Raw genomic sequence first — 25638 nt, 5'->3', positions numbered from 1 at the left:
TGGCACAGGTTTCTTTTATTTCATTAGGGGCAACAATGAGAACGATACTTCTTCCTGTCGATGGTTCTGACAACTCGGTGCGCGCAGTACAACGTGCCATCGAGCTATCCAAGGAAACCGGCGATGCCAAGTTGCTGCTTGTCACGGCTTTTGCACCCATCGTGTCCGGCAACGTCAAACGCTTTTTTTCGGCCGATGAAATCCAGGCCTACTACCAGGAAGAAGGTGAGAAGGCATTGGCTCCGGCCAAAGCTGTACTCGACGCTGCTGGCGTAGAATACGAGAGCGAGGTTCTGGTCGGCCCGGTCGCGCAAACCATCGCCGATTACGCCAAAAAGCATAAGGTGGACAACATCATCATGGGCACTCGCGGGCTGGGCAGCATCACCGGCATGCTGCTGGGCTCGGTCACCACCAAAGTGCTCAATCTGGTCGATATGCCCGTGCTGCTGGTCAAGTAAGGCTTTATATCGCATAGATCACTACAGGCAAGGGTTATGCCATGGCCCATGGGGGCCTAGCAGGTCATCGGCTTGCGCCGGCCCCCAGCTCCCTTTTTCATAAGTGTGGGCTTTGTTATGGTCTGTCAGTACGTTATCAAGCACCCGCCAGGCGGCCTCAACGGCCGCCTGGCTGGCAAAGAGTGAGCGGTCGCCTGCCAAGGCATCTCCTAATAATCGCTCATACGGCGAATCAGAGTCTGCCGCCGTATTCAGCAACAATAATTCACGCTGATCACCCACGTACTGTTTGCCCGGGCGTTTTACACGAGCCGCCAGAGCAACCTCCGCTCGTGGGGAAAACCGAAAACGCAGGTAATTTGCCCGGCCATCCAAAGGGTCGGAATCCGTAAAAAGTTTTTGCGGCGGCGCTTTCAATTGCACCAGCACTTCAGCAGCAGTGGTGTTCATGCATTTACCCGAGCGCAGAAACCAGGGCACACCTTCCCAACGCCAGGAGTCAATATACAGGCGCAAGGCGCAGAAGGTTTCCACATCGGAATGCGGGTCAACCTGCGGCTCGTCGCGGTACCCCTGATATTGCCCCCGCACCAGGTCATTGGCCTGCAAAGGACGCATTGCACTGAAAACCTTGGTTTTTTCCACCTGCACAGGCTCATAGCCCCGGTAGGCGGGGGGCTCCATTGCGAGCAGCCCCACCACCTGAAACAGATGATTCTGGATGACGTCGCGCAGACAACCCGCGCTTTCATAAAACGCCCCTCTTCCTTCCACGCCAAATGACTCAGAAAGCGTGATTTGCACGCTGTTGACGTAATTGCGATTCCAAATCGGTTCGAGAAAGGCATTGGCAAAACGAAAATACAGGATGTTCATGATCGCTTCCTTGCCAAGGAAATGATCAATCCGGTAAATGCCCTCTTCCGGGAATACCGAGCAGGCGATACGGTTCAAATGGTGGGCCGAGGCCAGGTCTCGACCAAACGGTTTTTCCAGAATGACACGGGCGTTGCTGCTTAACCCTGCAGCAGCCAAACCCGTAATGACTGTGGCGAACAAAGCCGGTGGAATGGCCAGATAATGGACCGGACGCTGTGTTCCCTGCAACGCATGTCTGAGTTTTTGGAAAACCTCAGGGTCGTTGTAATCCCCACTGACGTATGTCACGTGCTCGATCAATGTACGCATAGCGGTCGCATCTTCATGCTTGCCCGCATCCTTGATACTTTTGCGAATACGCTGGCGCAGCTGCGCTTCACTCAGCTTGGAAGAAGCCACGCCTACCACCCGGGCCTGCAAGGCGCCGCGCTGCGCCATGCCATACAAAGCGGGAAAAATCTTTTTATATGCAAGATCGCCCGTCATGCCGAATAACACCAACGCATCGGCGGGTTCGTTCTGAGTCTCTTGGAAAATTGTCATGGGAACCTCTCTGGGCGTAGCGGCTTAGTCGTCGGTAGCCGCTGCCTCCACATGCCCGCCAAACTGTTCTCGCATGGCCGACAACATCTGCATAGCAAATGTCGCACTTTCGCGTGACTCAAAGCGGCTGAACAAGGCTGCCGAAAGCACAGGCGCAGGCGCGCCTAAATCAAGGGCGGCACCCATGGCCCAGCGCCCTTCCCCGGAGTCGGATACCCGGCCTGTATAGCCTTGCAGTTCAGGTTGCTGCTGCAAGGCCTGAGCGGTGAGATCCAGCAACCATGAGCCGATCACGCTGCCCCGGCGCCACAGCTCAGCGATTTCCGGCAGATTGAAGTCATAGCCATAATATTTAGGGTGAGAGGGGGGAATCGCATTGTTGTTGGCGGCACTACCCTCCCCGCCCTGGCCCGCTTGTTGCAGCAGGTTGAAGCCTTCGGCGTACGCTGCCATGATGCCGTACTCAATGGCGTTATGGATCATTTTCACAAAATGCCCGGCTCCGGCTGGGCCGCAATGCATATAGCCCTGCTCAGCCGTGCCACCCAGCGCTCTGCCCGGCGTAGGCGGTGCAGCCTCGGCGCCCGGCGCCAGCGCCAGCAGCAGCGGCTCTATCAGCGTGAAGCCCTGAGGCGAGCCCCCTGCCATCAGGCAGTACCCCCTTTCCAGGCCCCGCACACCGCCGCTGGTGCCGACATCCATATACGCTATGCCTGCCGATGCCCACTGCGCTGCACGACGCACACTGTCACGCCATAACGAGTTGCCGCCATCCACGACCACATCGCCCTTTTCCAACAAGGGTTTGAGTTGATCCAGAGCGGCATCAACTTCCTTGACTGGCAGCATCAGCCAGACAACGCGCGGAGCGGAAAGCCGCTTAACTACGCTTTCCACACTGTCACAGGCTATGCCGCCCAGGCCATCCAAGCGCTGGCGTGCTTGCGCATCAGGGTCGAAACCCACACATTGGTGCCCGTGGGCAATCAGCCTTTGCGCCATATTGCCGCCCATGCGTCCTAAACCGATCATGCCCAACTGCATGCCGTCCCCCCTATTCCGGTTTTGATGTTTTGAGAATGCGGTCGATGAGATCGACCGGCACCGGAAAGACCAGAGTGGAGGATTTATCACCGGCGACCTGAGTAAGCGTTTGTAGGTAACGCAACTGCAGCGCCGCGGGTTGCTCCGACAGCACCTGGGCGGCATCTGCCAGGGCCTGCGCGGCTTGGCGCTCGCCTTCGGCATGAATGACCTTAGCTCTCCGCTCGCGCTCAGCTTCTGCTTGGCGGGCAATGGCACGCACCATACTTTCGTTCAGATCAATGTGCTTGATTTCGACGTTGGTGACCTTCACCCCCCAATTGTCAGTCTGGGAATCAAGAATTTTCTGGATGTCGAGATTGAGTTTTTCTCGTTCAGACAGCATTTCGTCGAGATCATGTTTGCCCAGCACCGCCCGCAGGGTTGTCTGGGCGAGCTGGCTGGTGGCCTCCAGGTAGCGTTCTACTTGGATGATGGCTTTCTCAGGTTCGACCACCCTGAAATAAATGACGGCGCTGACCTTGACCGAGACGTTATCGCGCGAGATAACATCCTGGCTGGGTACGTCCATCGTGACCGTACGCAAATCCACCCGCACAATCTGCTGCAGTACGGGAATGACAAAGATTAGACCCGGCCCCTTTACGCTGCTGAAGCGCCCCAGGGTGAAAGTGACCCCGCGCTGATATTCCCGCAGAATCCGTATGGCATTGGCCAGAATGACGACGGCAATCACCAGCAAGACCGTCAGCCCAACGTTAAAACCGTAAACCATGCTTTTCTCCCTGGTGTCCGCTCAGTGATACCGGTTCAGGCCGATACCGGTGGCACTGTGTTGCTATTGATGACTGTAGCAGGCGTGACCTGCAATTTAAGATCCTGCGTGCCAATGACCGTGATCTGATCGCCCACCTGCAGGGGTTCGGCACATTCCACCCGCCAGTTCTCGCCACGAATTTGAGCATAAACCATGCCGTCCTCAAGGCCGACCACCCTGCCTTGCTCCCCGAGCATCGTGTCGTAACCACTGACTGTCTTGCTTCGACGGCTACGCACAGCAACGGTGCCGACGCCAATAATAATGATGGCACTGGCCAGCCCGATGGAGAGCAGAAAGGGAATAGACAGTTCGTAATAACTCGGCATGTCTGGGCCGGTCATGAACAGCCCACCCAGCACGAACGCCAGAATGCCGCCTACCCCCAAGGCTCCAAAAGAAGGCAGAAAAACTTCAGCCGCCATCATCAGCATGCCCAGCACCAGCAGCGCCACGCCCGCCCAATTCACAGGCAGCATGTGCAAGCCATACAACCCCAGAAGCAAGCAGATGACGCCAGCCACACCCGGCAGCGCCGCCCCCGGGCTCATCATTTCAAAAAACAGGCCGTAGATACCCAGCATCATAAGAATTACGGCCAATTGCGGGTTGGCTAGAAAGGACAGCAGTTTGATACGCCAGTCTGGCGCAATACGTTCGACCTGAGCGTTCTGAGTGGCAAGCGTGACAGTTCGGCCATCGCTTAGCAGCACTTCATGGCCATCAAGCTGGCTCAACAGTGAGGGCAGGTTCGGCGCAAGATATTCCACCACCCCACTCTTGTGGGCTTCTCCTGCGGAGATGGAACGCGCCTCGCGTACGGCGGCTTCCGCGAAGTCCGGGTCGCGGCCGCGCAGTTCGGCTAAGCTGCGGATGTATGCTGCTGCGTCGTTAGCCGCCTTGGCCGCTAGGGTATCTTGTGTGGACCTATTCTTGTTTTCAGTGGGTTTGCCGTTTTCGCCTTTGTCGGAAGGCTGTTCTCCGCCCCCCGAGCCAGTGCCGATGGCAACCGGCGAAGCCGCCCCCAGGTTGCTGGCTGGCGTCATGGCAGCGATATGGCTGGCATACAGAATGAAAGTCCCAGCACTGGCCGCCCTGGCGCCCCCCGGCGCCACATATACAGCGATGGGCAGCTTGGCCGATAACATGCGGCGAATAATGGCCCGCATGGAAGCATCCAGGCCGCCGGGTGTGTCGAGTTCGATAATAAGAAGTTGGGCCCCCGCCGCTTCGGCATTGGCTATCCCATCGACGATGAAATCGGACGTGGCGGGGCTGATGGCACCTTGCACTTCAAGCACCATAACCGGCCCACTTTCCTGCACACGGGCGGGGCTATGGGCCGGCAACCCGAAAGCCAGCCCCAACCAAAGCAGCCAGAACATCAACGATTTATTCATGTTGGCCCTCCCGCAACGACACGTGCCATGCTCAGAACCAGTATAGACGCTTCAAGCTGCGTTGCAGTAATGAAACGTACTGCCCAAGTGGGCGCACGGAAAGCGCCTCGCCGCTGACTCAGAGACGCTTAAAGGCTTCGAGCAGAACCAGAGCGTGGTTGTGCTTCGGGTCTCGTGCCCCATAAAGCAGCGTAATTCCACGTTCACCGGCTTGATCGGCAACCGCTCTCAGGCGCTCCTGGGCCATAGGCTCCTGAAGTTCCTTGCGGTATTTTTCGTGGAATTCTTCCCAGCGCTCCGGCTGGTGGCCAAACCATTTTCTCAGTTCAGGCGTAGGTGCCAGGTCTTTTTCCCACAAGTCGTAGTGCAGATCTTCCTTACGCACGCCACGCGGCCAAAGGCGATCAACCAGCACCCGCAAACCTTCACCTTTCTGTGGCGGGTCATAGACCCGTCGGATAGAGACTTCCATGGTTCTCTCCCACAATGGCCCCGGGCCCGCGTTCCAGGGCATGGTGTGTACCGTCTGTTACGGACTTGCCCGCTGCTCCAGGCAGATGGGCAGCGGGCGGGCCGGGAATTATGCTTTGCTGGCCGTCATATCCATGGGTACGATCCAACGGTCGTACTCTTCGTCGGTCACATAGCCCAGTTCCAGCGCTGCCGCGCGTAAGGTACTTCCTTCGTTCTGCGCCTTCTTAGCTATGGCTGCTGCCTTGTCATACCCGATGTGCCGGTTCAGAGCAGTCACCAGCATCAAGTTTTTGTCGAGGTTTTCTGCAATGCGCGGCAGATTCGGCTCAATGCCCACCGCGCAATGTTCGTCAAACGCCAAGCAGGCGTCGCCTAACAATTCTATGCTTTCCAGCACATTATGGACCATGACAGGCTTGTAGACATTCAGCTGGAAGTTGCCTTGTGTTCCCGCGAATGCCACAGCCGCATCGTTGCCGAACACCTGCACGCACACCATGGTCAGCGCCTCGCATTGCGTGGGATTGACCTTACCCGGCATGATGGAGGAGCCTGGCTCATTGTCAGGGATATTCAGTTCCCCAATTCCGCAACGCGGGCCACTGGCCAGCCAGCGCACATCGTTGGCCATTTTCATCAGTGCGCCGGCCAGGGTGCGTAAGGCGGCCGACATATTGACCAACGCATCGTGAGCCGAAAGCGCAAAGAACTTGTTATCTGCGGAACGAAATGGTAAGCCTGTAATCTCGGCAATGTGCGCCGCGGCTCGATCGCCAAAGGCCGGATGTGCATTCAGGCCAGTACCCACTGCAGTACCACCGATGGCAAGGTCGTAGATGCCGGGCAATGCCGCATGCACCGCCTGTAAGCCAAAATCGATCTGAGCCACCCAACTGCCAATTTCCTGGCCCAATGTGATGGGCGTGGCATCTTGCAAATGGGTGCGGCCTGTCTTGACGATGTCGTTGTACTGATCGGCCTTGGCGGCCAAGGTGTCGCGCAGGCGGCCCACCGAAGGCAGCAGATGGCGATGCAGTTCGCTCCCGACTGCGATGTGCATGGCGGTGGGGAAGGTATCGTTAGACGACTGCCCGCGATTCACATGATCGTTCGGGTGCACCGGTGTTTTGCTGCCGCGCTGCCCACCAGCCAGCTCAATTGCACGGTTGGAAATGACCTCGTTAACGTTCATATTGGATTGCGTGCCGGATCCTGTCTGGAACACGACCAAGGGGAACTCAGCATCCAACTTGCCTTCCACGACTTCATCGGCCGCTCGGACGATGAGGTCGGCCACATCGCCCGGAATCTGGTCGAGTTCGCGGTTGGCCAGCGCCGCCGCCTTTTTCAAAATACCCAGCGATTTAATCACCGATGACTGCCAACGGAAGCGTTCCACCCCAATGGGGAAGTTCTGGATGGAGCGCTGCGTCTGTGCACCCCAGTAGTGCTCAGCAGGTACGGCGATTTCACCCATGGAATCAGTTTCTATGCGCATGTCTGCCATGTTTTTTCCTTTTCAAGAATATCAGCCCATGCCAGGGCGGCATCCAGCATGCGATTGGCAAAACCCCATTCGTTATCAAACCACAAGAACAAATTAGCAAAACCCTCGCCATTGGTTCGGGTCTGGCTGCCGTCAATAATCACGGAGTTCGGATTGTGGTTGAAATCAATGGACGCATGTGGATGATTGGAATAAGCGATCAAACCCGGCGAACTTTGGCTTAACTGCATTAGCGTTTCGTTCAGCGATGCGGTGCAAACGTCTTGCCCAAGCTTAAGCATGAGGTCGATCGCCGACACGTTCAGTATTGGCACCCTGATGGCCTTAGCCTGCACCTTGCCCTTCAAATTGGGCAGCAACCGCTCTACCCCCTGTGCCAGGCCGGTGGCAACCGGCACAATGGATTGCATGGCCGAACGTGTGCGTCGTAGATCTTTATGATGATAGCCGTCGATCAACGGCTGGTCGTTCATCACGGAATGCAGCGTGGTAAGGAATGCGTGCTCCACACCGTAGAGCGCATCGAGCGCCGCCAGCACCGGCACACTGGCATTGGTGGTGCAGGACGCATTGGAAACGATGGTGGCCTGAGCAGGGATCTCGCCCTGGTTAATGCCGTAGACCACGGTGCAATCCACATCGTCGGCGCTTTCACCAGGGTGAGAGACCAACAAACGCGGGCAACCCGACTGAATAAAGCGCTCGAACTGCGAACGGGTGCCGTAACGCCCCGAGCACTCGAGAACCAAGTCCAGCTCTAGGGCGGCCCAGTCGATTTCTTCAGGCTCACTGCTGTGCATGACTGAGATATCGCGGCCATTCACACGCAGCTTGTCGCCATTTTGCTCCACGATTCCCGGGAAAATCCCGTGAGTGGAATCGAATTGCGACAAATACACCATGGTGGCCAGATCGGATGGCTCGTTAATGGCCACAACATGGATATGGTCGCGCAGCGGTGATTCGTAAATGGCGCGCAAGACGCAGCGCCCAATACGACCGTAACCGTTAATAGCAATACGCAATGGCGAAGTGAAGGCGAAACCGGCGCCTTGAGGTGAAGTCATGTGTTTACAGGAAGAAGAAATCCGGGTGTAAACACATGATACGCCATCAGTACTGGTAGCTGTAATTCAGCTGCAAGATATCCAGCCCCGGGTTGGGTCGCTTGATTCCGGCATTGGAAAAATGCGAATAACGCAGGCTCACACGGCTGTTATTCGTGACATGCATGCCAACACCGATATGGTCGCCAAATTGAAAGGCGGTGCTCATATCTTTATTGGCAAAGCGTGTACGCGAAAACACGGTCGCGCCTATACCCGCTTCAATGTAGTAGCGGTCAGCCCAAGTCCAGCGCAAAAACGGAATGGCACTGAGCTGCCACACACTGCTGGGGGTGCGCGAGCCGTTTGCATGCCAATAGGCAACCCCAAGCTCCCCAACCAGGTCAAGGCGGCTGCCGCCTTCAAAACGGTATTCCCAAACCGAAGGGGATTCCCAAGCCACTTCTGCGCGCTGGTAATTATTGCCAGCGCCCAGCCGCAGCCCAATACTGGACGACTGGTAGAGTTCTTGCGCTGCCAAGGGTGACACTGCGGCTGCCAGGAGAGCAGCTACACCGGCTGCTTTAAGAACTTGACGATAAACTTTGCGGCTCATTATTTACACTTTTTTTACAATTTTTGCCATAAGGGTTAGCGAAACATCACCCACCCGCCTTACAACGAACTTCGAATTTTAACTAGATCTTGCTTGAGATGGGTTGTGTAACAACATCAGGCAGGTAGCGTGCCTGAAATCGACTGTTTCACTCTAGGGTACTGCCCTTGCCCGTTTCCCAGCCTCCACCCAAAGAACGGTACAGCTGGACCAGATTAAGTTGCTCTTGCGCACGATTAACCAGTAAGGACTGTTGGGCATTGAACAAAGTACGTTGTGCATCCAGCACCTGCAAGAAGCTGTCTATGCCGGTTTCATAACGATAAGACGACAACGTATAGGTACGCTGCGCTTCTTCCACAAGATCTTCCTGCGCCTGGAGTTGCTGTACATAGCGACTACGCGCCACCAAGGCGTCAGCCACCTCGCGAAAACCAGCCTGAATAGCCCGCTCGTATTGGGTAATGCGAATATCGCGCCTGACTTCAGCCAAGTCGAGATTAGCCTGGCGGTTGCCGAAGTCGAAAATGGGCAGATCGAGCCGGGGCAAGAAAGACCACGCCCCCGTCCCACTGCTGAACAGGTTGGAAAGGTCGGCGCTGGCCGTACCCGCCGTACCCGTCAAAACAATGCGCGGGAAGAAGGCGGCACGTGCGGCGCCAATACTGCCGTTGGCCGCTCGTATCGTATGCTCTGCCGCACGGATGTCCGGCCGATTCAGCAAAACACTGCTGGGTAGCGCTTCTGGAATGCCCGCCAGCTTGACTACGCTGTTCAAATCTTTAGGCGCGTCGCCCAGTTCAAGCGGCGTAGCGCTACCCGTCAAGAACTGCAAGGCGTTGATATCTTGCTGAACCAAGCGGTCAAACTCTGCCGTACGACTGCGCGCATCGTGCAACGCACCCTTGGCCTGGCTGAGATCCAGTTGAGTAGCCACTCCCACCTCATACTGGCGCTCCACCAACTCGACCGTGCGTTCGCGTGTCGCCTGAGTGTTGCGTGCCAGTTCCAGCAATTGGCTGTCCACAACCCAGCCCAGATAAGCGCTGGCCACTTCCGCCACCAGGCTGATGTGGGCGCTGCGCCGCGCCTCTTCCGTCGCTAGGTAATTTTCCAAAGCTTCAGCGCTCAAGCCACGCAAACGGCCAAAAAAGTCCACTTCGTAGGACGCCATCGCCCCAGCGGCATACTGCCCTGCCGTTGTCGTGCTTCCCGTGGGCGAGAGATCGGCTGGCATGCGTTGGCGCGCACCCTCACCGTAGGCGCCAACCGAAGGCAACAGCGCCGAACGCTGAATGCGATATTGTGAACGCGCCGCCTCCACATTCAACACGGCCTCACGCAAGTCGCGGTTTTCTTCCAGTGCAAGGCTGATCAGGCCCTGCAACTGAGGGTCAATAAACACGTCCCTCCAGCCCTGCAGCGTCGGTGCTTGCACACCTGTCGCGAGCGACTCTCCCGCCGGCGCCCCTACCTGTTCGGGCACGGGCATAACGGGCTGCTCGTATTTGGGCGTCAAAGAGCAGCCTGCTAAGACGGCCAGCATGCAGGCCAGCATGAGTGGCCGGGCTTTAAAAGGCGTTGCGCTAAAGCGGCCCGTCAGACCTGATTGGATTGCAACCTTCATGGGGACACGGCCTCCGTTTCCTGTTTCCCGACTTTATCAGCCGGATTCTTACGTTTGAATAGGCTGCTGACCACCACGTAGAACAGTGGCACGAAATACACAGCCAGCACGGTTGCGGCAATCATGCCGCCGATCACTCCGGTACCAACGGCCTGACTGCTGCCAGAGCTTGCGCCCGTCGCAATCGCCAGCGGCACCACGCCAAGAATAAAAGCCAAAGAGGTCATGATGATGGGGCGGAACCTCAGGCGGGCGGCGTGAATAGCAGCCTCTACCAGGTTCATACCCTCTTTCTGGTTCAGGTCGCGGGCAAATTCGACAATCAGAATAGCGTTCTTGGCCGCCAGACCCGCCGTGGCCAGCAATCCGATCTGAAAGAACACATCGTTGCCCAACCCCCGCATCAGCACAGCCGCCGTCGCTCCCAAAACGCCAAGCGGAATCACCAGCATGACCGAGGCCGGGATCGACCAGCTTTCATACAGTGCCGCCAGACACAGGAAAATCACGATAACCGAAAGCAGATACAGCATGGGCGCCTGGTTGCCGGTGGCCCGTTCTTCATACGAAAGGCCGGCCCACTCTACCGCAAAGCCTTGCGGCAGCCTGGTAGCAATTTCCTCCACGGCAGCCATGGCATCACCCGAGCTATATCCGGGAGCCGGTTCACCCAGAATCTGCACTGCGGGTAAACCATTGAAGCGATCCAGGCGAGGCGAACCCACTACCCAGGTACCGGTCGCAAAGGCGGAGAAAGGCACCATTTCACCGTCTGCGTTGCGTACATACCAGCGATTAAAGTCTTCCGGTGTGACACGCGATGCAGCTTCGCCCTGCACATACACCTTCTTGACCCGGTTGCCATCCAGGAAGTCATTAACATAGGCCGACCCCCAGGCTGCCGACATGGTGGCATTCACATCCGCCAAAGACAGCCCCATGGCACGCACCCGCTCATCGTCGATGAGAATCTGGTATTGGGGTTCATCATTCATGCCGTTAGGCCGCACCGCTATCAATGCCGGATGCTGCGAGGCTTCGTAGAGGAACTGGTTGCGCGCGTCCATCAAGGCTTCATGGCCCAGACCGCCCCGGTCTTGCAAGTAGAAGTCAAAGCCTGTGGCGTTACCCAGCTCCATAATGGCCGGTGGCGCGAAAGCAATCACAATCGCATCGCGATATTGCGAGAACGCAGCATTGGCACGGGCCACTACAGAGAAAACGTCCTGCCCTTCCCCTGTGCGCTCTTCCCAGGGCTTCATCTGGATAAACAGCGCACCTGAGCTCTGGCCGCGACCGGCAAAGTTAAAGCCGTTTACCGACATCATGCCTTCGACGCTGTCGCCTTCCACGGTCAGCAGATGTTCGGTAATGCGCTCAAGCACCACTTCGGTCTGCTGGCTGCTCGAGTTTTCCGGCATCTGGACCTGAACCACAAAGCTCCCTTGATCTTCATCTGGCAGAAAGGAGGTTGGGATTTTCTGGAACATCCAGCCCGCCGCCGCCACGATCAGCAGATAGACCAGCATAAAGGCGCCCTTGCGTTTCAGCACCTGGCTGACACCACGCTCGAACTTACGCGTACCAGAATCGAATCGACGATTAAACCAGCCGAAGAAGCCGCGTTTAGCCTGATGCCCTTTAGAGACAGGCTTGAGCATGGTCGCGCAAAGCGCCGGCGTAAAGATCAGTGCCACAAACACGGACAGTGTCATGGCAACCACAATCGTGATGGAGAACTGGCGATAAATGACACCAGCCGAACCGCCAAAGAAGGCCATGGGTACAAACACGGCCGACAACACCAGCCCGATACCCACCAAAGCGCCTTGCAATTGCCCCATCGATTTAATGGTCGCTTCCTTGGGCCCCAGGCCCTCTTCCACCATGACGCGCTCAACGTTCTCCACCACCACGATGGCGTCATCCACCAGCATGCCAATGGCCAGCACCAAGCCGAACATCGTAAGAATGTTCAAGTTAAAGCCTGCCCATGCCATCACGCCGAAGGTGCCCAACACCACGACCGGCACGGCCAGTGCGGGAATCAGCGTTGCCCGGATATTCTGCAGGAACAGATACATGACCAGCGTCACCAGGATAATGGCTTCGATCAAGGTCATGGCCACGCTTTCCATGGACGCACTCACGACGGGCGAGGTGTCATAGGGGTAGACAACGCTTACGCCGTCCGGCAAGAAGGGCTCCTGTTCCTTCAATACTTCTTTCACCCGCTCCACGGTATCGAGCACATTGGCGCCGGTAGCCAGGCGCAGCGCCAAGCCCGCAGCAGGCATATTGTTGTACTTGCCGGAAATCGCAAAATTCTCAGCATCCAGAGCAACATCCGCTACGTGATGAATGCGCACCTGTGAACCATCACGGTTCACCTTGAGCAGGATATTCTCGAACTCCTCCACCGTTTGATAACGGGTTTTCCCGTTCACGGTGGCAGAAAGAACAGCACCTTCCACGGAAGGCCTGCCGCCCAACTGGCCAGCAGATACTTGGACGTTCTGTTCCTGAATCGCAGCAATTACGTCGCTTGGCGTCAGCGCATAATTATTCAGCTTGGCAGGGTCCAGCCAGATCCGCATCGCATTTTGCGAGCCAAAGGCCAGAAAATCGCCCACTCCAGGCGTGCGAACAATCGTATCCTGCAAGTTAGATACCAGATAGTCGCCCAACGCATAGCTGCTCATGCTGCCGTCTTCCGACACCAGAGCGCCAATCAACATAAAGTTGATTTGGTACTTCGCCACGCGCATCCCTTGAGCTTGAACTTCCTGTGGCAACAAAGGGGTGGCCAATTGCAGCTTGTTCTGCACCTGAACCTGCGCAATATCAGGGTCTGTCCCCTGCTCGAAGGTGATCACCATCACCATGCTGCCGTCGGCATTACTTTGCGTCTGGATATACCGCATGCCGTCCAGGCCGTTCATCTGCTGCTCAATCACCTGAGCAACTGTATCTTGCACAGTTTCTGCAGAAGCGCCCGGATAGGCGGCAATAATGGCTACAGCGGGTGGCGAAACGTTAGGGTATTGGCTGACCGGTAAAGAGAAAAGCGCCAGCGTTCCGGCCAGCATGGTGGCAATAGCCAGAACCCAAGCGAAAATTGGCCTATTGATAAAGAAGTTTGACATGGTTCGCTATCCCCTGATTTATGGGTTCTGAGCCGCGTCGGCCACAGTTTCATCAGCGGATGATTGTTGCGGGGCGACTTCCACCTTGGCCCCGGGGCGTACTTTCTGGCGGCCTTCCACCACCACGCGGTCGCCGTCCTGCAAGCCCTCGGTAATAACCCACTTATCGCCAACCATGCGCGTATTCACCACGCGCCGCGCTTCGATATGGTTGTCTGCATCCACCACGTAGACCGTCGACTTTTCATTACCCAGCATCAGCGCCTGGTTTGGCAAGAGATACACACCGTCCAAGGTGCCGCTTTCCACTTCTGCATGGACAAACATGCCCGGCAGCAGCTTGCGATCAGGGTTAGGGAGCTGGGCGCGCAGCGTTACGCTGCCTGTACTGGGAGACACCTCGACTTCAGAAAACTGTAAAGCCCCTTCGTGCTCGTAGATGGAGCCGTCTTCCAGACGCAATTTCACCGGCGCATTGCCCTCGGCATTGCTTTGAATACGCCCTTCCTCTAAGGCACGACGCAGGCGCATCATTTCAACCGAAGACTGTGTCATGTCGACATAAATCGGGTCGAGCTGCTGCACAGTTGCCATGGCATTGGGCTGGCCGTTAATGACTAGGGCCCCTTCCGATACCGCCGAGCGGCCAATTCGGCCAGAAATAGGCGACAACACTTTGGTGTATTCAAGGTTGATGCGCGCAATCTCGACATCCGCCTGCGCTTGCTGATAAGCCGCCTGCGCATCATCGTGCGCCTGCCGGCTGACAGCGTTCACCTTCGCAAGTTCTGAATAACGCTTGGCCTGCAATTGGGCCGTGCTCAAATTTGCCGTAGCCTTTTTATAGGCCGCCTGATAAGAGGCATCATCAATCTGATAGAGCTGTTCACCCGCTTCGACCTCGGAGCCTTCCTTGAATAAGCGTTTTTCAACAATGCCGTTCACCTGAGGCCGGACTTCGGCCACACGAAACGCGGTCGTGCGACCAGGCAGCTCATCCACAACACTGACGGATGTCGCCTGCATCTCCTGAACAATGACTTGAGGCGTAGCCGCCTGTGGCGGTGGCATTTCAGATTTCTGCCCGCAGGCGGTCAGAGCCAGCATCGCTGTGGCGGCGGCCAGCACATTCCGACGCGACAGCGTGCCCTTGCGTTGGACGTTGTTCTTCACGTTTACCTCGTTATTTGGATTCTGGAGCCGGTAGACCTTGCGAACGCAAGGTTACGGAATGTACCGTAGAGTGGACACCTGTACCGGAAAAGACGACACTATACCATTTAGCGGTTTAATTAACCACTAAACGGTACACTTAATGTGTTGAGGTTATGGAAGTATGATGAGCACACACGGAGGGAGTTAAGTTGGAAAAAGACGAAACGATTCATGCGGATCAGCGCGGGGGCGTACAGGTTGTTTCGCGCACCGCCGCCATCATGCGTGCCCTGAGTGCTCACCCCGGGGGCTTAAGCCTGACAGCCATAGCCAATGAAGTAGATTTGCCCCGCTCCACGGTACAGCGCCTGGTCACCGCCCTCGAAGTTGAAGGGTTGGTCGATGCAAAAGGGCCTAATGGAGGCACTCGCCTGGGCCCGGCCGTGTCCTCTTTGGTGGCCACCGCCCATGCAGACATGGTGGTGTTCGGGCGACATCAGCTGAAGATGCTGCTGGATGCCGTCAATGAAACTTGCAGCATCATTACAGCGGTAAATGCCAAAAGCATGGTGCTGGAAACCATGACAGCCGAGCACCCGTTGCGGGTGGTGCTTTGCCAGGGAAGCCAGTCGCCGCTGTATACATCAGCGGGCGGCAAAGCCTTACTGTCTGCCTATAGTGCAGACCTCATTGAACGCCTGTTCCAGCCTGAACTTGAACCGTATACCGACTCCACCTTGCGCACTCGTCAGGCGCTCCAAGACGAGTTAGCGGCAACGCGTGAACGCGGGTTTGCGGTGTCTCGCAACGAGTTTATTCAGGGTATGAGCTCAATGGCGACGGTGGTGAATACCAATATGGGGGTGTACGCCTTTGAAGTCACCCTTCCAGATGCCCGCTTCGATGCGCGGGCGACGGCGATTCAAACCGCTATGCTGGCTCATAAGGAAAGGGTTGTGGCCGAAGCCATTGGCTTTGAAGAAGACAAGCAGGCCGGTTCATTGGGCCTGCCGCCCTCCTCTTAAGCGTGCGCCCGCCCCGACAGCCACAACAACATACTGTCGCGTGCGCGTTCGCACACCAGTTCAGCAGCATTGCCGCAAGCCTGCTCTAGTGTCATTGGCCCTGACACTACGCTGAATGCCGCCGTCACACCAACCTCATACAAGGCTTCGTACCCTGCACCCAGCGAGCCGGCTAAAGCTATCACCGCAGCACCATGCCGTTTAGCATAACGTGCCACTCCAGCCGGTGTTTTCCCCAGCAGAGTTTGGCGATCCATCCGCCCTTCTCCGGTGAATACGAGATCCGCTCCTTGCAAGGCTTGGTCGAGGCCCGCCAGCCCCGCAATCAACTCGACTCCCGGACGAAACTCCGCCTGGAAGAAGCTCTTAATGACAAACCCCAACCCGCCGGCCGAACCCGTGCCAGGCAGATGAGAGACATCGTGGCCGGTCAACGCATGACAGACTGACGCGAAATGCGCCAATGCCGTATCGAGAAGCACGACATCGGCTGCCGAAGCCCCTTTCTGCGGCCCAAAGATGGCCGCCGCGCCCCGCTCGCCACAAAGGGGGTTGTCCACATCGACGGCAATCTCGAACTGAGTATCAGCAAGCCGTGGGTCGAGCTGAGACACATCGATCCGCGCAAGGTGCTGCAAGGCGGCGCCGCCCCGGCCAAGCTCTGTGCCTTGGCTGTCCTGCAGTTGTCCGCCCAGCGCCTGAAACAGCCCCGCTCCGCCATCCGTGGTGGCGCTGCCTCCCAGCCCCAGCACAATGCGCCGGGCTCCGGCGTCTAGTGCTTCGCGTACCAATTGGCCTACGCCATATGTCGTGGCCGATAAAGGTTGCCGCTGCGCAAGCGGTATACGCTCCAGCCCCGCTGCTTCAGCCATTTCAATGAAGGCGGTTGCTCCACCCAGCCAACCCCAAGCGGCCTCGCAAGGCGAACCATTCGCATCTTGCACTAGGGCATGACGCCTTTGACCGCCGGTGGCTGCCAGCACCGCATCCAGCGAGCCTTCTCCGCCATCAGCCATCGGCACGCAAAGCACCTCGGCCTGCGGGGCGGCCATGCGCACGCCTTGCGCCATGGCCTCGGCCACTTCAACTGCCGACAGGCTTTCCTTGTAGGAATCCGGGGCAACAACAACACGCAACTGCCGATTGCCTGCTTGCATCAACGCGACTCCCCACTCACCTTCGCACTAAGCCCCCCGCTGCCGACCAAGGCGTTGCGCGGCTCGCCTTTAACAAACGCTTCAACGTTGTCGATAAGTTGATCGGCCACCGCTTGAATGGCTTCTTGGCTGGCCCAAGCCACATGCGGGGTAAGGATGAAATTAGGCAGATCCAATAACTGCATAAGGGGATGGTCGGCTGCCGGAGGCTCGGGCACTGTGACATCTAGACCTGCCCCACTTAACTGGCCACTACGCAAGGCCTCGGCCAGCGCATGGTCGTCAATCAGTGCCCCTCGCGACGTATTGATCAGCATGGGCTTACGCGCCATGGCCGAAAATTCAGCATGACTTAACAAATGATGAGTCTGTTCGTTCAGCGGGCAATGCAGGCTGATCACATCGCTTTCAGCCAGTACGGTTTCGAAAGGCGTATAAAGGGCTCCCATATCCGTACGGCCTTTATGGGCGGCGAATAACACCCGCATGCCCAGAGCGCGGCCTATCTGCGCGACCGCCTGCCCCAATGAGCCCGCACCGATCACCCCTAAAGTGGAACCGGCCAGATCGCGTATGGGGTAATCAAAGTAGCAGAACTGGTTGGCCTCTTGCCAGCGGCCACTTTTCACGGATTGGTGATACGCCACAATGCTGCGTCGCAAGGCGAAAATCAAGGCAAACACGTGTTCGGGGACAGTCTTCACCGCATACCCACGAATATTAGAAACCACGATACCCCGTTCACGGCATGTGACAAGATCAATGTTGTCGCTTCCTGTTGCCGCCAGAGCAATCATGCGCAGCCGAGGCGCGGCGGCAATTTCTTCTGCACCAAGCCTGACCTTGTTCACCAGCACAATGTCGGCGTCCGCGATGCGTTCCTTCACCTGCTCAGGTCGGGTACGGCCATGCAGTTCAAGCACATGCGGAAACGCCGGCGCTCGCAAGACTGTCTGAGGTGAAATCGTTTCACGATCCAGAAACACCACTTTCAGGGGGGTTGATGCCATGTCTTCCTCTTTTTTTATCGTGTAATAGCGGGCGTCTGCGGGTTTCGAGCAGCCCCTCATTGGCGAGAATGCCTGACGTATACCGTTGCAGCCCGGGCAATCCTATATAGTAATGACTTTCGCTGCTTGCTCATATGTGTCTTGCCATATGGGCGGCTGCCTTTCCTCCAGCCTATGGAAATCTTATTGATGAGCCGAGAAAGCCTGCCTCCCGTCTACCCCTTGACTGACTTTTTCCGCAACCCTGACCGTGGTTTTTTCCGTCTCTCCGACGATGGCCGCTGGCTAGCATTCATGGAGCCGGTTTCTTTTGATGACGGCCCCGCCCGTATGAACATCTTCGTTCAAGAACTGGATGGAAGCACCCCCATAGGAGAAGCACGCTGCCTCACCCGCGAAACAGAAAGGGACATCGCCGAGTACTACTGGAAGGGCTCAGATATTCTGTTGTATGCCAAAGATTTCCAGGGCGATGAAAACTTCCATGTGGTGGCGGTAGACCTGAACGACGGGAAAGTGTCCGACCTCACCCCTTACCCTGAAACGCGTGCTGGGATTGCGGACGAGCTCTACGATGACCCCGACCATATCTTGATCGCCCACAACCACCGCGAACCGCAATCCTTTGACGTGTATCGGGTAAATGTGCGTACCGGTGAAGAAACTCTGGTCGCTGAAAACCCGGGCAACATCATTGCCTGGCACACTGACCACCATGGCTTATTACGCGCCGCCACAGCCAGTGATGGCCTGGAAACCACCCTGCTCTACCGTGAGTCTGAAAGCGAAGATTTTCGCGCACTCATCACCACAGATTTCCGTAGTTCCGTCAGCCCCGAGCTTTTCACCTTCGATAACCGCTGCCTGTATGCCCTGAGCAACCGAGGCCGCGATTGCCTGGCGCTGGTCATCATCGCCCCGGACAAACCAGACGAAGAGCAGGTGATTTTCGAAGCAGACGGAGTGGACCTGGACGGCGTCGGCTATTCCCGCCTGCGGCATGTGCTTACCGCAGCCGTCTACCAGACCGACCGCGTCAAGTATCACTTTTTTGACCAACAAGCCGCCGAGCGCCACTTGCGTGTTTCGGAAAGCTTGCCCGGCTATGAAATCGCCCTGCAAAGCAGCACACGCGACGAACGCAAATACATTGTGGCGGCCTATAACGACCGCACACCCGGCAGCCGATATATATACGATGAAGATACAGGCAGCCTGACCAAACTAGCCGACATCAACCCAGCCTTACCCGAAAGCGACATGGCAGAGGTCAAGCCTATTCAGTACACCGCGCGCGACGGGCTGGTCATTCATGGCTACCTCACCCTTCCCAAAGGCCGTGAGCCTCGCAACCTGCCATGCGTCGTTAACCCGCACGGCGGCCCCTGGGCGCGTGATAGTTGGGGGTTTAACCCCGAAGCTCAGTTTCTGGCCAACCGTGGGTATTGCGTGTTGCAGATGAACTTTCGCGGCTCCACCGGCTACGGGCGCAAATTTTGGGAAGCCAGCTTCGGCCAATGGGGTTTGGCCATGCAGGACGACATCACCGACGGCGTGCAATGGCTGATTGAACAAGGGATTGCCGACCGCAACCGCATTGCCATCTATGGCGGCAGCTATGGTGGCTACGCCGTTTTGTCGGGCATCACTCGCACACCGGAACTCTACGCGGCGGCGGTGGATTTCGTCGGCGTGTCCAACCTCCTGACTTTCCTGAATACGATTCCCCCCTATTGGAAGCCCTTGCTGGAAAAAATGTACAGCATGGTCGGCCACCCGGAAAAAGACCGAGAACGCCTGGAAGCCACTTCACCAGCGCTTAATGCCGGGAATATCCGTACCCCGCTATTTATCGCCCAAGGCGCCAACGACCCGCGTGTTAACAAAGACGAAAGCGACCAAATGGTGGCGGCCTTGCGCTCACGCGGAGTCGAGGTGGAATATATGGTCAAAGATAACGAAGGCCATGGTTTTCATAACGACGAGAACAAGTTCGAGTTTTATGAACATATGGAAGCGTTTCTCAGCCAGCATCTGGCAAGTGTCGAATAAATAAAGTGAAAAAGGAGCATTACTATGAAGCTTTATTACATGGCGGGCGCCTGCCCACTGGCCACCCACATTGTTCTGGAATGGGTCGGCCAGCCCTATGAAGCCCAGGCTGTATCCCGCGACAAACTTAAGGAGCCCGAATTTCTGGCGCTAAACCCGGTGGGTTCCGTACCTGTCCTGACAGACGGCGACTTGGTCTTAACGCAAAGCTCCGCCATTTTGGAATATGTGGCCGAAAAATACCCGGAAGCGGGTCTGATGCCGCAGGACATCAAAGGGCGCGCAGACACCCGCCGCTGGCTGGCTTTTGTGAATGCTGACCTGCATAAATCGTTCAGCCTGGTTTTTGGTAAGGCTGCTTATACCAGCGATGCAGCTTGCCAAGAACAACTTGTGGCCGGCGGTAAGGCCCAAGCCATGCGACTGTTTGGCATTGTCGATAAGCAACTTGAAGGCAAAGAGTGGGTCACCGGAACGCGTTCCATCGTCGACCCCTATCTCTATACTGTCATGCGCTGGGCGCTCGCCGTAAAAATGGATCTGTCAGGCTTCAGCAACCTGATGGCCTTTTTCAACCGCATGAATGTCGACGCCGGGGTGCAAGCAGCCGTTGCTGCGGAAGGGCTGCAATAAGCCAAACCCTTGCTCAGTGAAGAACCGGCGAGGTGCAACAGCTAAAGCTTATCTCCTCCAGTATGCCCTCGCCGCTCTTCGCTAACTCAGGCTTGAAACCGTGCCTCGGCACAGTTTCAAGCCTGTTTCATTTAGACCCCAAGCTACCCAAAGGTGGAGGAACTTACGGAAGAAGAGCCAGCGCTTCGGGCAGATTCATTGTGGACTCAAGCGCCCAGATAGGCCTTACGAACCTCGTCGTTAATCAGCAGATTGGGGCCTGTATCGGCCAACACCACTTTGCCGGTTTCCAGAACATAACCCCGGTCGGCCACCTGCAACGCCTTGTGGGCGTTTTGCTCAACCAGGAAAACCGTGACGCCTTGTTCGCGAATGGTCTGGATAATTTCAAAAATCTGGGCAATGATGAGCGGCGCCAGACCCAGCGTGGGTTCATCCAGAAGCAGCAAAGTAGGCCGGCTCATCAGCGCCCGGCCAATGGCCAGCATCTGCTGTTCGCCGCCGGACATGGTGCCGGAACGCTGCGACGCCCGCTCTCTCAGGCGTGGGAACAGGTCATAGACGCGGTCCAGCCCCTCCTCGATTTCGGTTTTCTTCAGGAAAAAACCGCCCATCTTGAGATTTTCAGTGACGGTGAGATCCGGAAACACCCGCCGTCCCTCAGGAGAAATGGCTATGCCCTTCTGCATGATGAGATGGGTAGAGGCATGAGTAATGTCTTCACCCTGGAAGGTAACCGTGCCACTACGCGCCCGCGGCGACCCGCAGACTGTCATAAGCATGGTGGTCTTGCCTGCACCGTTGGCACCGATCAACGTGACGATTTCCCCTTGGTTGACCTCCACCGACACATCGTTAAGCGCCTGGATGGCACCGTAAAAGGTATTCACATTTTGCAGCTTGAGCACTACTCTTCCCCCAGGTATGCCTTAATGACACGAGGATCGGACTGGACTTCTTCAGGAATGCCTGTCGTGATGGGTTTACCGTGTTCCATGACCATGATGCGATCCGAAACCCCCATCACCAGGCTCATATCGTGCTCAATTAAAAGCACAGCCACCCCGAACTCCCGCCGCAATTGGTCGATAAGTAACTGCAGATCACGTTTTTCCTGAGGGTTCAGGCCCGCAGCGGGCTCATCCAACATGAGCAGGCGCGGCTTGGTAATCATGCAGCGGGCAATTTCCAGGCGCCGCTGGTGGCCGTAAGCCAAGTTGCCCGCTTCACGATTCGCGTATTCACGTATATCCATGAAGTCGAGCCATTTGGCGGCGTTCTCCAGTGCCTCTTCTTCTGAATGACGGAAGCCCGGCGTCTTGAGCAGACCCGAAAACAAGTTGGTATTGATGTGCTGGTGCTGGGCAACCAACAAGTTTTCCAGAACAGTCAGGCTTTTGAATAGCCTCACGTTTTGGAAGGTGCGCACCAAGCCCTCGCGTGCCACCTTGTGGCTGGGCATGCCATGAATCGGCTTGCCATCCATGATGATGACGCCGCTGGTGGGTTTGTAAAACCCGCCCACGCAGTTGAACACCGTGGTTTTACCTGCACCGTTAGGGCCAATGATGGCGAAAACCTCATCGCTTTTCACATCGAATGCCACGCCGTCAACCGCCAGCAGGCCGCCAAAGCGCATGTTGAGATCAGATACTTGCAGCAGAACCTTGCTCATTTCTTCAGCTCCACCTGGGGACGTTTCATGGGCAGAAGGCCTTGCGGACGCCACATCATCATCAACACCATTACCAGGCCAAAAATCATCATCCGGTATTCAGCAAATTCTCGCGCCACCTCCGGCAGAACGGTGAGAATAATGGCCGCAAGAATCACCCCCACCTGTGAGCCCATGCCGCCCAACACCACAATGGCGAGAATCAGCGCAGACTCCAAGAAGGTGAAAGATTCTGGGTTAACCAGCCCCTGGCGTGCGGCAAAGAATGCCCCGCCAAACCCGGCGAAAACCGCCCCCATGGTAAAGGCCGACAATTTGATATTGGTTGGATTCAACCCCAAAGAACGGCAGGCGATTTCATCTTCACGCAAGGCCTCCCAGGCGCGGCCGATTGGCATGCGAATTACCCGGTTAGATACAAACAGGGTGATCAAGGCAAGCACCAAGGCCATGAGATACAAATAGATGATCACATCCATGTTATCGAACTGCCACCCCATGAAATCGTGGAAGGTGGTCTCGCCTTCGGCGGCGCGCCGCGTCATGGGCATGCCAAACACGGTGGGCTTGGGAATACCCGATATGCCGTCCGGGCCACCGGTGAATTCATACAGGTTGATCAGCAACAGCCGGATAATTTCGCCGAAACCGAGCGTCACGATGGCCAGGTAGTCGCCCCGCAGCCGCAGAACGGGAAAACCCAACAGGTAACCAAAAATGCCGGCCATGATGCCGGCCATGGGCAATGAGCTCCAGAAGCCCCAATCGGCCCAGTGATACAGCAACGCATAGGTATAGGCACCCACGGCGTAAAAACCTACGAAGCCAAGGTCGAGCAGGCCCGCAAAGCCCACCACGATATTCAGGCCCAGGCCCAGCATCACATAGATAAGCACCAGGGTGGCGATATCGACTTCCGCCCGACCCATGAAAAAGGGCCAGATCAAAGCGATAGCGATGAGCAGCATGATGGAGCCGCGTCGCGCCTTGTCGTTAAGCACCGGCATGCGCACTTTACTGGTGCGCGAGCCAAGCAACTTCGCAAAGGTGGGGCGAACAAAGGCCTGAAACAGAAATACGATACCCATGCCGATCAGCACGAGGTCCCACTGCGGCTCGATATGACTCTGCATACCGCTGCGCACAATCTGCAGCCCATACACCGGGGTAATAATGACCCCGGCCATCAAGGCCGCGATAAAGGCATTCTTGATATTGCTAACCATTACACTTTTTCCACTTCTGGTTTACCGAGAAGCCCCGTTGGACGGAACAGCAGGATGAAGACCAACAAGCTGAAGGCTACGATGTCCTTGTATTGCGAGGAGATATAGGCGGCGGCGAAAGTTTCAGCCAGCCCCAGCAACACCCCGCCAAGCATGGCGCCCGGTATGCTGCCGATCCCTCCCAGCACCGCTGCGGTAAACGCTTTGATCCCTGCCAGAAAACCAATAAAGGGGTTGAGCTTGCCAATGGCCAGCGCAATCAACACCCCGCCCACAGCCGCCAGCATGGCGCCGATGACAAAGGTGAAGGAGATGATTTTATTGGTGTCGATACCCAGAAGATTCGCCATCCGCAAATCTTGTGAGCAGGCACGGGATGCGCGGCCCAGACGAGAATGCTTGATATACAAATGCAGCATAATCATCAGCACCACGGTGACCAGGATAATCATGATGCGCGAATAGGGTGCGGTAATGGTGTAGTCGCCGATATTGACCTGCAAAGCCCCGGTGACCAGCGCAGGCACGGCTTGGTCGCGCGCGCCTTGGCCGACAGCCACCCAGTTCTGCAAAAAGATGGACATACCGATGGCGGAAATCAGAGGCACCAGGCGTGGACTGCCACGCAAGGGCGAATAAGCCACTTTTTCTACCGTATAACCATAAACGGCAGTGACCAGAACGGCCACAATCAACATGATGAGGATGATGACGGCGATTGGCAGCCCACTGCCCACGCCGATGACGGACAACGTCACCAGCCCCACATAAGCGCCGATCATGTAGATCTCGCCATGCGCGAAGTTGATCATGCCAATGATGCCATAGACCATTGTGTAGCCAATGGCGATCAGCGCATAAATGGCGCCAAGCGACAGCCCGTTAAAGAGCTGCTGCAATAGTTGGGGTATGAATTCGGACATAAAACAGGATTCCTACTACGTCGGCCCGCCGGTGTGCGGCCGACCAGGAAAAAGAAAGGCCCCAGCCGGGTCGCCGGCTGGAGCTTTATTTACAACAGTTTAGTTTTCCAGCTGGTTCATGTTGCCTTTGTCGTCCACTTTGTAAACGGCAAACTCAAACTCTTTGAGGTCGCCCTTTTCATCGTATTCGACCTTGCCGATGGCAGTGTTGAAACTGGCTTTATGCATGTGATCGGCGACCTTGTCTGGGTCTTCGCCCACTGCATTGATGCTGTCGACCAGAATCTGTACCGCAGCGTAGGCCGGCATAGTAAAGGCACCGTTAGGGCTGCGATTATAAGTCTTGAAGTTCTCGAGAATCTTCTCGTTACCTTCGAGCTTGGTGAAGTCGGCAGGCAGCGTCACCAGCAGGCCTTCTGAAGCAGGGCCGGCAATAGCGATGAGGTCAGCGTTAGCCACACCTTCAGGGCCCATGAACTGGGTGTTCAAGCCTTGCTCGCGTGCCTGACGCAACAGCAGGCCAAGTTCGGCATGGTAGCCGCCGAAATAGATCAGGCCTGGGTCCATGGACTTCAGCTTGGTGATGACTGCGGAATAATCGCTGTCGCCCACGTTAATGCCTTCGTACATGATCACTTCAATGCCTTCTTTGCCAAGGCTGTCACGCACCTGGCTGGCCAGGCCGCTGCCGTAGGTCTGCTTGTCGTGCAAAATGGCGACGTTCTTGGGCTTGAGGGTGGAAGCGATATAGCGTGCCGCAAACGGGCCTTGCTGGTCGTCCCGCCCGATGGTGCGGAAGAAGTAATGCGGCTTAATGGTGTCGGTCACCAGCGGCGAGGTCGCTCCCGGTGTAATGGCCACAATACCTTCGTTCTCGTAGACGTTAACGGCAGGTACGGTTGTGCCTGAGCAGGCATGGGCGACGGCGAACTTCGCACCGGAGTTCACAACGCGGTTGGCGGCAGGCACGGCCTGCTTCGGCTCGCAGCCGTCGTCGATCAGCAGGGGCTCAAGCTTTTTTCCATTCACGCCGCCTGCAGCGTTAAAAGTGTCGATAGCGGTCAGTGCGCCCGCTTGAATCTGGTCACCGTATTGGGTAGCGGGGCCTGTCATAGGCTGTGGAATGCCGATTTTGATGGTTTCAGCATAGACACTGCCCGAGAATGCTAAGGCGCCAAGGGCGAGGGCAAGGGGTTTCACTCTGATAAAAGACTTCATACCT

22 protein-coding genes are annotated in these 25638 nt (G+C 56.7%); 4 read left to right on the top strand and 18 right to left on the bottom strand.

Going from position 1 to position 25638, the window contains the following annotated elements; translation table 11 throughout:
• Positions 1 to 35: 35 nt before the first annotated feature.
• Positions 36 to 461 (top strand): universal stress protein, encoded by a 426-nt coding sequence (locus VRY85_RS04895; RefSeq protein ID WP_414597475.1) that lies wholly within the window; start codon positions 36 to 38, stop codon positions 459 to 461.
• Positions 462 to 482: 21 nt separating this feature from the next.
• On the opposite strand, the gene zwf is transcribed toward VRY85_RS04895, so the two are convergent.
• The 11 genes from zwf to VRY85_RS04840 form a co-directional block, all read right to left on the bottom strand.
• Positions 483 to 1883, bottom strand: a complete 1401-nt coding sequence (zwf, locus tag VRY85_RS04890; protein WP_414597474.1) for a glucose-6-phosphate dehydrogenase — start codon at positions 1881 to 1883, stop codon at positions 483 to 485.
• Between the two features lie 24 nt (positions 1884 to 1907).
• A complete protein-coding gene (gene gnd, locus VRY85_RS04885) occupies positions 1908 to 2927 on the bottom strand; it encodes a phosphogluconate dehydrogenase (NAD(+)-dependent, decarboxylating) (RefSeq protein ID WP_414597473.1) in 1020 nt (339 codons plus the stop codon).
• A 10-nt stretch (positions 2928 to 2937) separates the two neighbouring features.
• Positions 2938 to 3702, bottom strand: a complete 765-nt coding sequence (locus VRY85_RS04880) for a slipin family protein (RefSeq protein ID WP_414597472.1) — start codon at positions 3700 to 3702, stop codon at positions 2938 to 2940.
• Between the two features lie 35 nt (positions 3703 to 3737).
• The gene (locus tag VRY85_RS04875; RefSeq protein ID WP_414597471.1) at positions 3738 to 5144 is read right to left on the bottom strand and encodes an NfeD family protein; all 1407 of its coding nucleotides are present in this window, start codon (positions 5142 to 5144) and stop codon (positions 3738 to 3740) included.
• Between the two features lie 118 nt (positions 5145 to 5262).
• Positions 5263 to 5616: a DUF488 domain-containing protein gene (locus VRY85_RS04870; RefSeq protein WP_414597470.1), complete on the bottom strand. Its 354-nt coding sequence runs from the start codon at positions 5614 to 5616 to the stop codon at positions 5263 to 5265.
• Positions 5617 to 5724: 108 nt separating this feature from the next.
• Positions 5725 to 7125: a class II fumarate hydratase gene (gene fumC, locus VRY85_RS04865; protein WP_414597469.1), complete on the bottom strand. Its 1401-nt coding sequence runs from the start codon at positions 7123 to 7125 to the stop codon at positions 5725 to 5727.
• Positions 7107 to 8192, bottom strand: a complete 1086-nt coding sequence (locus VRY85_RS04860; protein ID WP_414597468.1) for a type I glyceraldehyde-3-phosphate dehydrogenase — start codon at positions 8190 to 8192, stop codon at positions 7107 to 7109. Before VRY85_RS04860 ends, fumC begins: the two co-directional genes overlap by 19 nt.
• 46 nt (positions 8193 to 8238) lie before the next feature.
• Positions 8239 to 8787 (bottom strand): acyloxyacyl hydrolase, encoded by a 549-nt coding sequence (locus tag VRY85_RS04855; protein ID WP_414597467.1) that lies wholly within the window; start codon positions 8785 to 8787, stop codon positions 8239 to 8241.
• Between the two features lie 148 nt (positions 8788 to 8935).
• A complete protein-coding gene (locus VRY85_RS04850) occupies positions 8936 to 10414 on the bottom strand; it encodes an efflux transporter outer membrane subunit (RefSeq protein WP_414597466.1) in 1479 nt (492 codons plus the stop codon).
• Entirely contained in the window at positions 10411 to 13560 is a 3150-nt protein-coding gene (locus VRY85_RS04845; protein WP_414597465.1) for an efflux RND transporter permease subunit, read from the bottom strand. Before VRY85_RS04845 ends, VRY85_RS04850 begins: the two co-directional genes overlap by 4 nt.
• A gap of 18 nt (positions 13561 to 13578) precedes the next feature.
• The gene (locus tag VRY85_RS04840) at positions 13579 to 14667 is read right to left on the bottom strand and encodes an efflux RND transporter periplasmic adaptor subunit (protein WP_414597505.1); all 1089 of its coding nucleotides are present in this window, start codon (positions 14665 to 14667) and stop codon (positions 13579 to 13581) included.
• 257 nt (positions 14668 to 14924) lie between these two features.
• Between VRY85_RS04840 and VRY85_RS04835 the strand changes: the two genes are divergently transcribed.
• On the top strand, positions 14925 to 15740 hold the full coding sequence (locus VRY85_RS04835) for an IclR family transcriptional regulator (protein ID WP_414597464.1): 816 nt from the start codon (positions 14925 to 14927) through the stop codon (positions 15738 to 15740).
• Here VRY85_RS04835 and VRY85_RS04830 read toward each other — a convergent pair.
• Together VRY85_RS04830 and VRY85_RS04825 are read right to left on the bottom strand one after the other, a co-directional pair.
• Positions 15737 to 16876 (bottom strand): glycerate kinase, encoded by a 1140-nt coding sequence (locus VRY85_RS04830; RefSeq protein WP_414597504.1) that lies wholly within the window; start codon positions 16874 to 16876, stop codon positions 15737 to 15739. The two genes, VRY85_RS04835 and VRY85_RS04830, sit on opposite strands and share 4 nt — an antisense overlap.
• 20 nt (positions 16877 to 16896) lie before the next feature.
• Positions 16897 to 17907, bottom strand: coding sequence for a D-2-hydroxyacid dehydrogenase (locus VRY85_RS04825; protein ID WP_414597463.1), 1011 nt, complete (start codon positions 17905 to 17907; stop codon positions 16897 to 16899).
• A gap of 189 nt (positions 17908 to 18096) precedes the next feature.
• On the opposite strand from VRY85_RS04825, the gene VRY85_RS04820 reads away from it, so the two are divergent.
• Positions 18097 to 19959 carry a prolyl oligopeptidase family serine peptidase gene (locus tag VRY85_RS04820; protein ID WP_414597462.1) on the top strand — a complete coding sequence of 621 codons (1863 nt, stop codon included), beginning with the start codon at positions 18097 to 18099 and terminating at the stop codon, positions 19957 to 19959.
• Positions 19960 to 19983: 24 nt separating this feature from the next.
• Entirely contained in the window at positions 19984 to 20592 is a 609-nt protein-coding gene (locus VRY85_RS04815) for a glutathione S-transferase family protein (RefSeq protein ID WP_414597461.1), read from the top strand.
• 206 nt (positions 20593 to 20798) lie between these two features.
• Here VRY85_RS04815 and VRY85_RS04810 read toward each other — a convergent pair whose 3' ends face one another.
• From VRY85_RS04810 to VRY85_RS04790, 5 genes are all read right to left on the bottom strand, one after another.
• A complete protein-coding gene (locus tag VRY85_RS04810) occupies positions 20799 to 21500 on the bottom strand; it encodes an ABC transporter ATP-binding protein (RefSeq protein WP_414597460.1) in 702 nt (233 codons plus the stop codon).
• Entirely contained in the window at positions 21500 to 22267 is a 768-nt protein-coding gene (livG, locus tag VRY85_RS04805; RefSeq protein ID WP_414597459.1) for a high-affinity branched-chain amino acid ABC transporter ATP-binding protein LivG, read from the bottom strand. The genes VRY85_RS04810 and livG overlap by 1 nt, the downstream gene beginning before the upstream one ends.
• Positions 22264 to 23493, bottom strand: a complete 1230-nt coding sequence (locus VRY85_RS04800; protein WP_414597458.1) for a high-affinity branched-chain amino acid ABC transporter permease LivM — start codon at positions 23491 to 23493, stop codon at positions 22264 to 22266. The genes livG and VRY85_RS04800 overlap by 4 nt, the downstream gene beginning before the upstream one ends.
• Positions 23493 to 24416 carry an ABC transporter permease subunit gene (locus tag VRY85_RS04795; protein ID WP_414597457.1) on the bottom strand — a complete coding sequence of 308 codons (924 nt, stop codon included), beginning with the start codon at positions 24414 to 24416 and terminating at the stop codon, positions 23493 to 23495. The genes VRY85_RS04800 and VRY85_RS04795 overlap by 1 nt, the downstream gene beginning before the upstream one ends.
• A 99-nt stretch (positions 24417 to 24515) precedes the next feature.
• Positions 24516 to 25634 carry a high-affinity branched-chain amino acid ABC transporter substrate-binding protein gene (locus tag VRY85_RS04790; RefSeq protein WP_414597456.1) on the bottom strand — a complete coding sequence of 373 codons (1119 nt, stop codon included), beginning with the start codon at positions 25632 to 25634 and terminating at the stop codon, positions 24516 to 24518.
• Between the last annotated feature and the right edge of the window lie 4 nt (positions 25635 to 25638).

The organism is Achromobacter sp. F4_2707 (assembly GCF_047501535.1).
Classification (GTDB): Bacteria; Pseudomonadota; Gammaproteobacteria; order Burkholderiales; family Burkholderiaceae_B; genus Yanghanlia.
Note: the sequence above shows the minus strand (reverse complement) of the source record. Positions and strands in the feature narration are given on the sequence as shown.

Bases quoted from the DNA above. Each gene is read 5' to 3' on its own strand.
- VRY85_RS04895 (WP_414597475.1), top strand. From the start codon at position 36: ATGAGAACGATACTTCTTCCTGTCGATGGTTCTGACAACTCGGTGCGC.
- VRY85_RS04840 (WP_414597505.1), bottom strand. From the start codon at position 14,667: ATGCTGGCTCTGACCGCCTGCGGGCAGAAATCTGAAATGCCACCGCCA.
- VRY85_RS04825 (WP_414597463.1), bottom strand. From the start codon at position 17,907: ATGGCATCAACCCCCCTGAAAGTGGTGTTTCTGGATCGTGAAACGATT.
- VRY85_RS04795 (WP_414597457.1), bottom strand. From the start codon at position 24,416: ATGTCCGAATTCATACCCCAACTATTGCAGCAGCTCTTTAACGGGCTG.
- VRY85_RS04855 (WP_414597467.1), bottom strand. From the start codon at position 8,787: ATGAGCCGCAAAGTTTATCGTCAAGTTCTTAAAGCAGCCGGTGTAGCT.
- VRY85_RS04870 (WP_414597470.1), bottom strand. From the start codon at position 5,616: ATGGAAGTCTCTATCCGACGGGTCTATGACCCGCCACAGAAAGGTGAA.
- VRY85_RS04850 (WP_414597466.1), bottom strand. From the start codon at position 10,414: ATGAAGGTTGCAATCCAATCAGGTCTGACGGGCCGCTTTAGCGCAACG.
- VRY85_RS04860 (WP_414597468.1), bottom strand. From the start codon at position 8,192: ATGACTTCACCTCAAGGCGCCGGTTTCGCCTTCACTTCGCCATTGCGT.
- VRY85_RS04845 (WP_414597465.1), bottom strand. From the start codon at position 13,560: ATGTCAAACTTCTTTATCAATAGGCCAATTTTCGCTTGGGTTCTGGCT.
- gnd (WP_414597473.1), bottom strand. From the start codon at position 2,927: ATGCAGTTGGGCATGATCGGTTTAGGACGCATGGGCGGCAATATGGCG.
- VRY85_RS04800 (WP_414597458.1), bottom strand. From the start codon at position 23,493: ATGGTTAGCAATATCAAGAATGCCTTTATCGCGGCCTTGATGGCCGGG.
- VRY85_RS04880 (WP_414597472.1), bottom strand. From the start codon at position 3,702: ATGGTTTACGGTTTTAACGTTGGGCTGACGGTCTTGCTGGTGATTGCC.
- VRY85_RS04820 (WP_414597462.1), top strand. From the start codon at position 18,097: ATGAGCCGAGAAAGCCTGCCTCCCGTCTACCCCTTGACTGACTTTTTC.
- livG (WP_414597459.1), bottom strand. From the start codon at position 22,267: ATGAGCAAGGTTCTGCTGCAAGTATCTGATCTCAACATGCGCTTTGGC.
- VRY85_RS04790 (WP_414597456.1), bottom strand. From the start codon at position 25,634: ATGAAGTCTTTTATCAGAGTGAAACCCCTTGCCCTCGCCCTTGGCGCC.
- VRY85_RS04875 (WP_414597471.1), bottom strand. From the start codon at position 5,144: ATGAATAAATCGTTGATGTTCTGGCTGCTTTGGTTGGGGCTGGCTTTC.
- VRY85_RS04815 (WP_414597461.1), top strand. From the start codon at position 19,984: ATGAAGCTTTATTACATGGCGGGCGCCTGCCCACTGGCCACCCACATT.
- zwf (WP_414597474.1), bottom strand. From the start codon at position 1,883: ATGACAATTTTCCAAGAGACTCAGAACGAACCCGCCGATGCGTTGGTG.
- fumC (WP_414597469.1), bottom strand. From the start codon at position 7,125: ATGGCAGACATGCGCATAGAAACTGATTCCATGGGTGAAATCGCCGTA.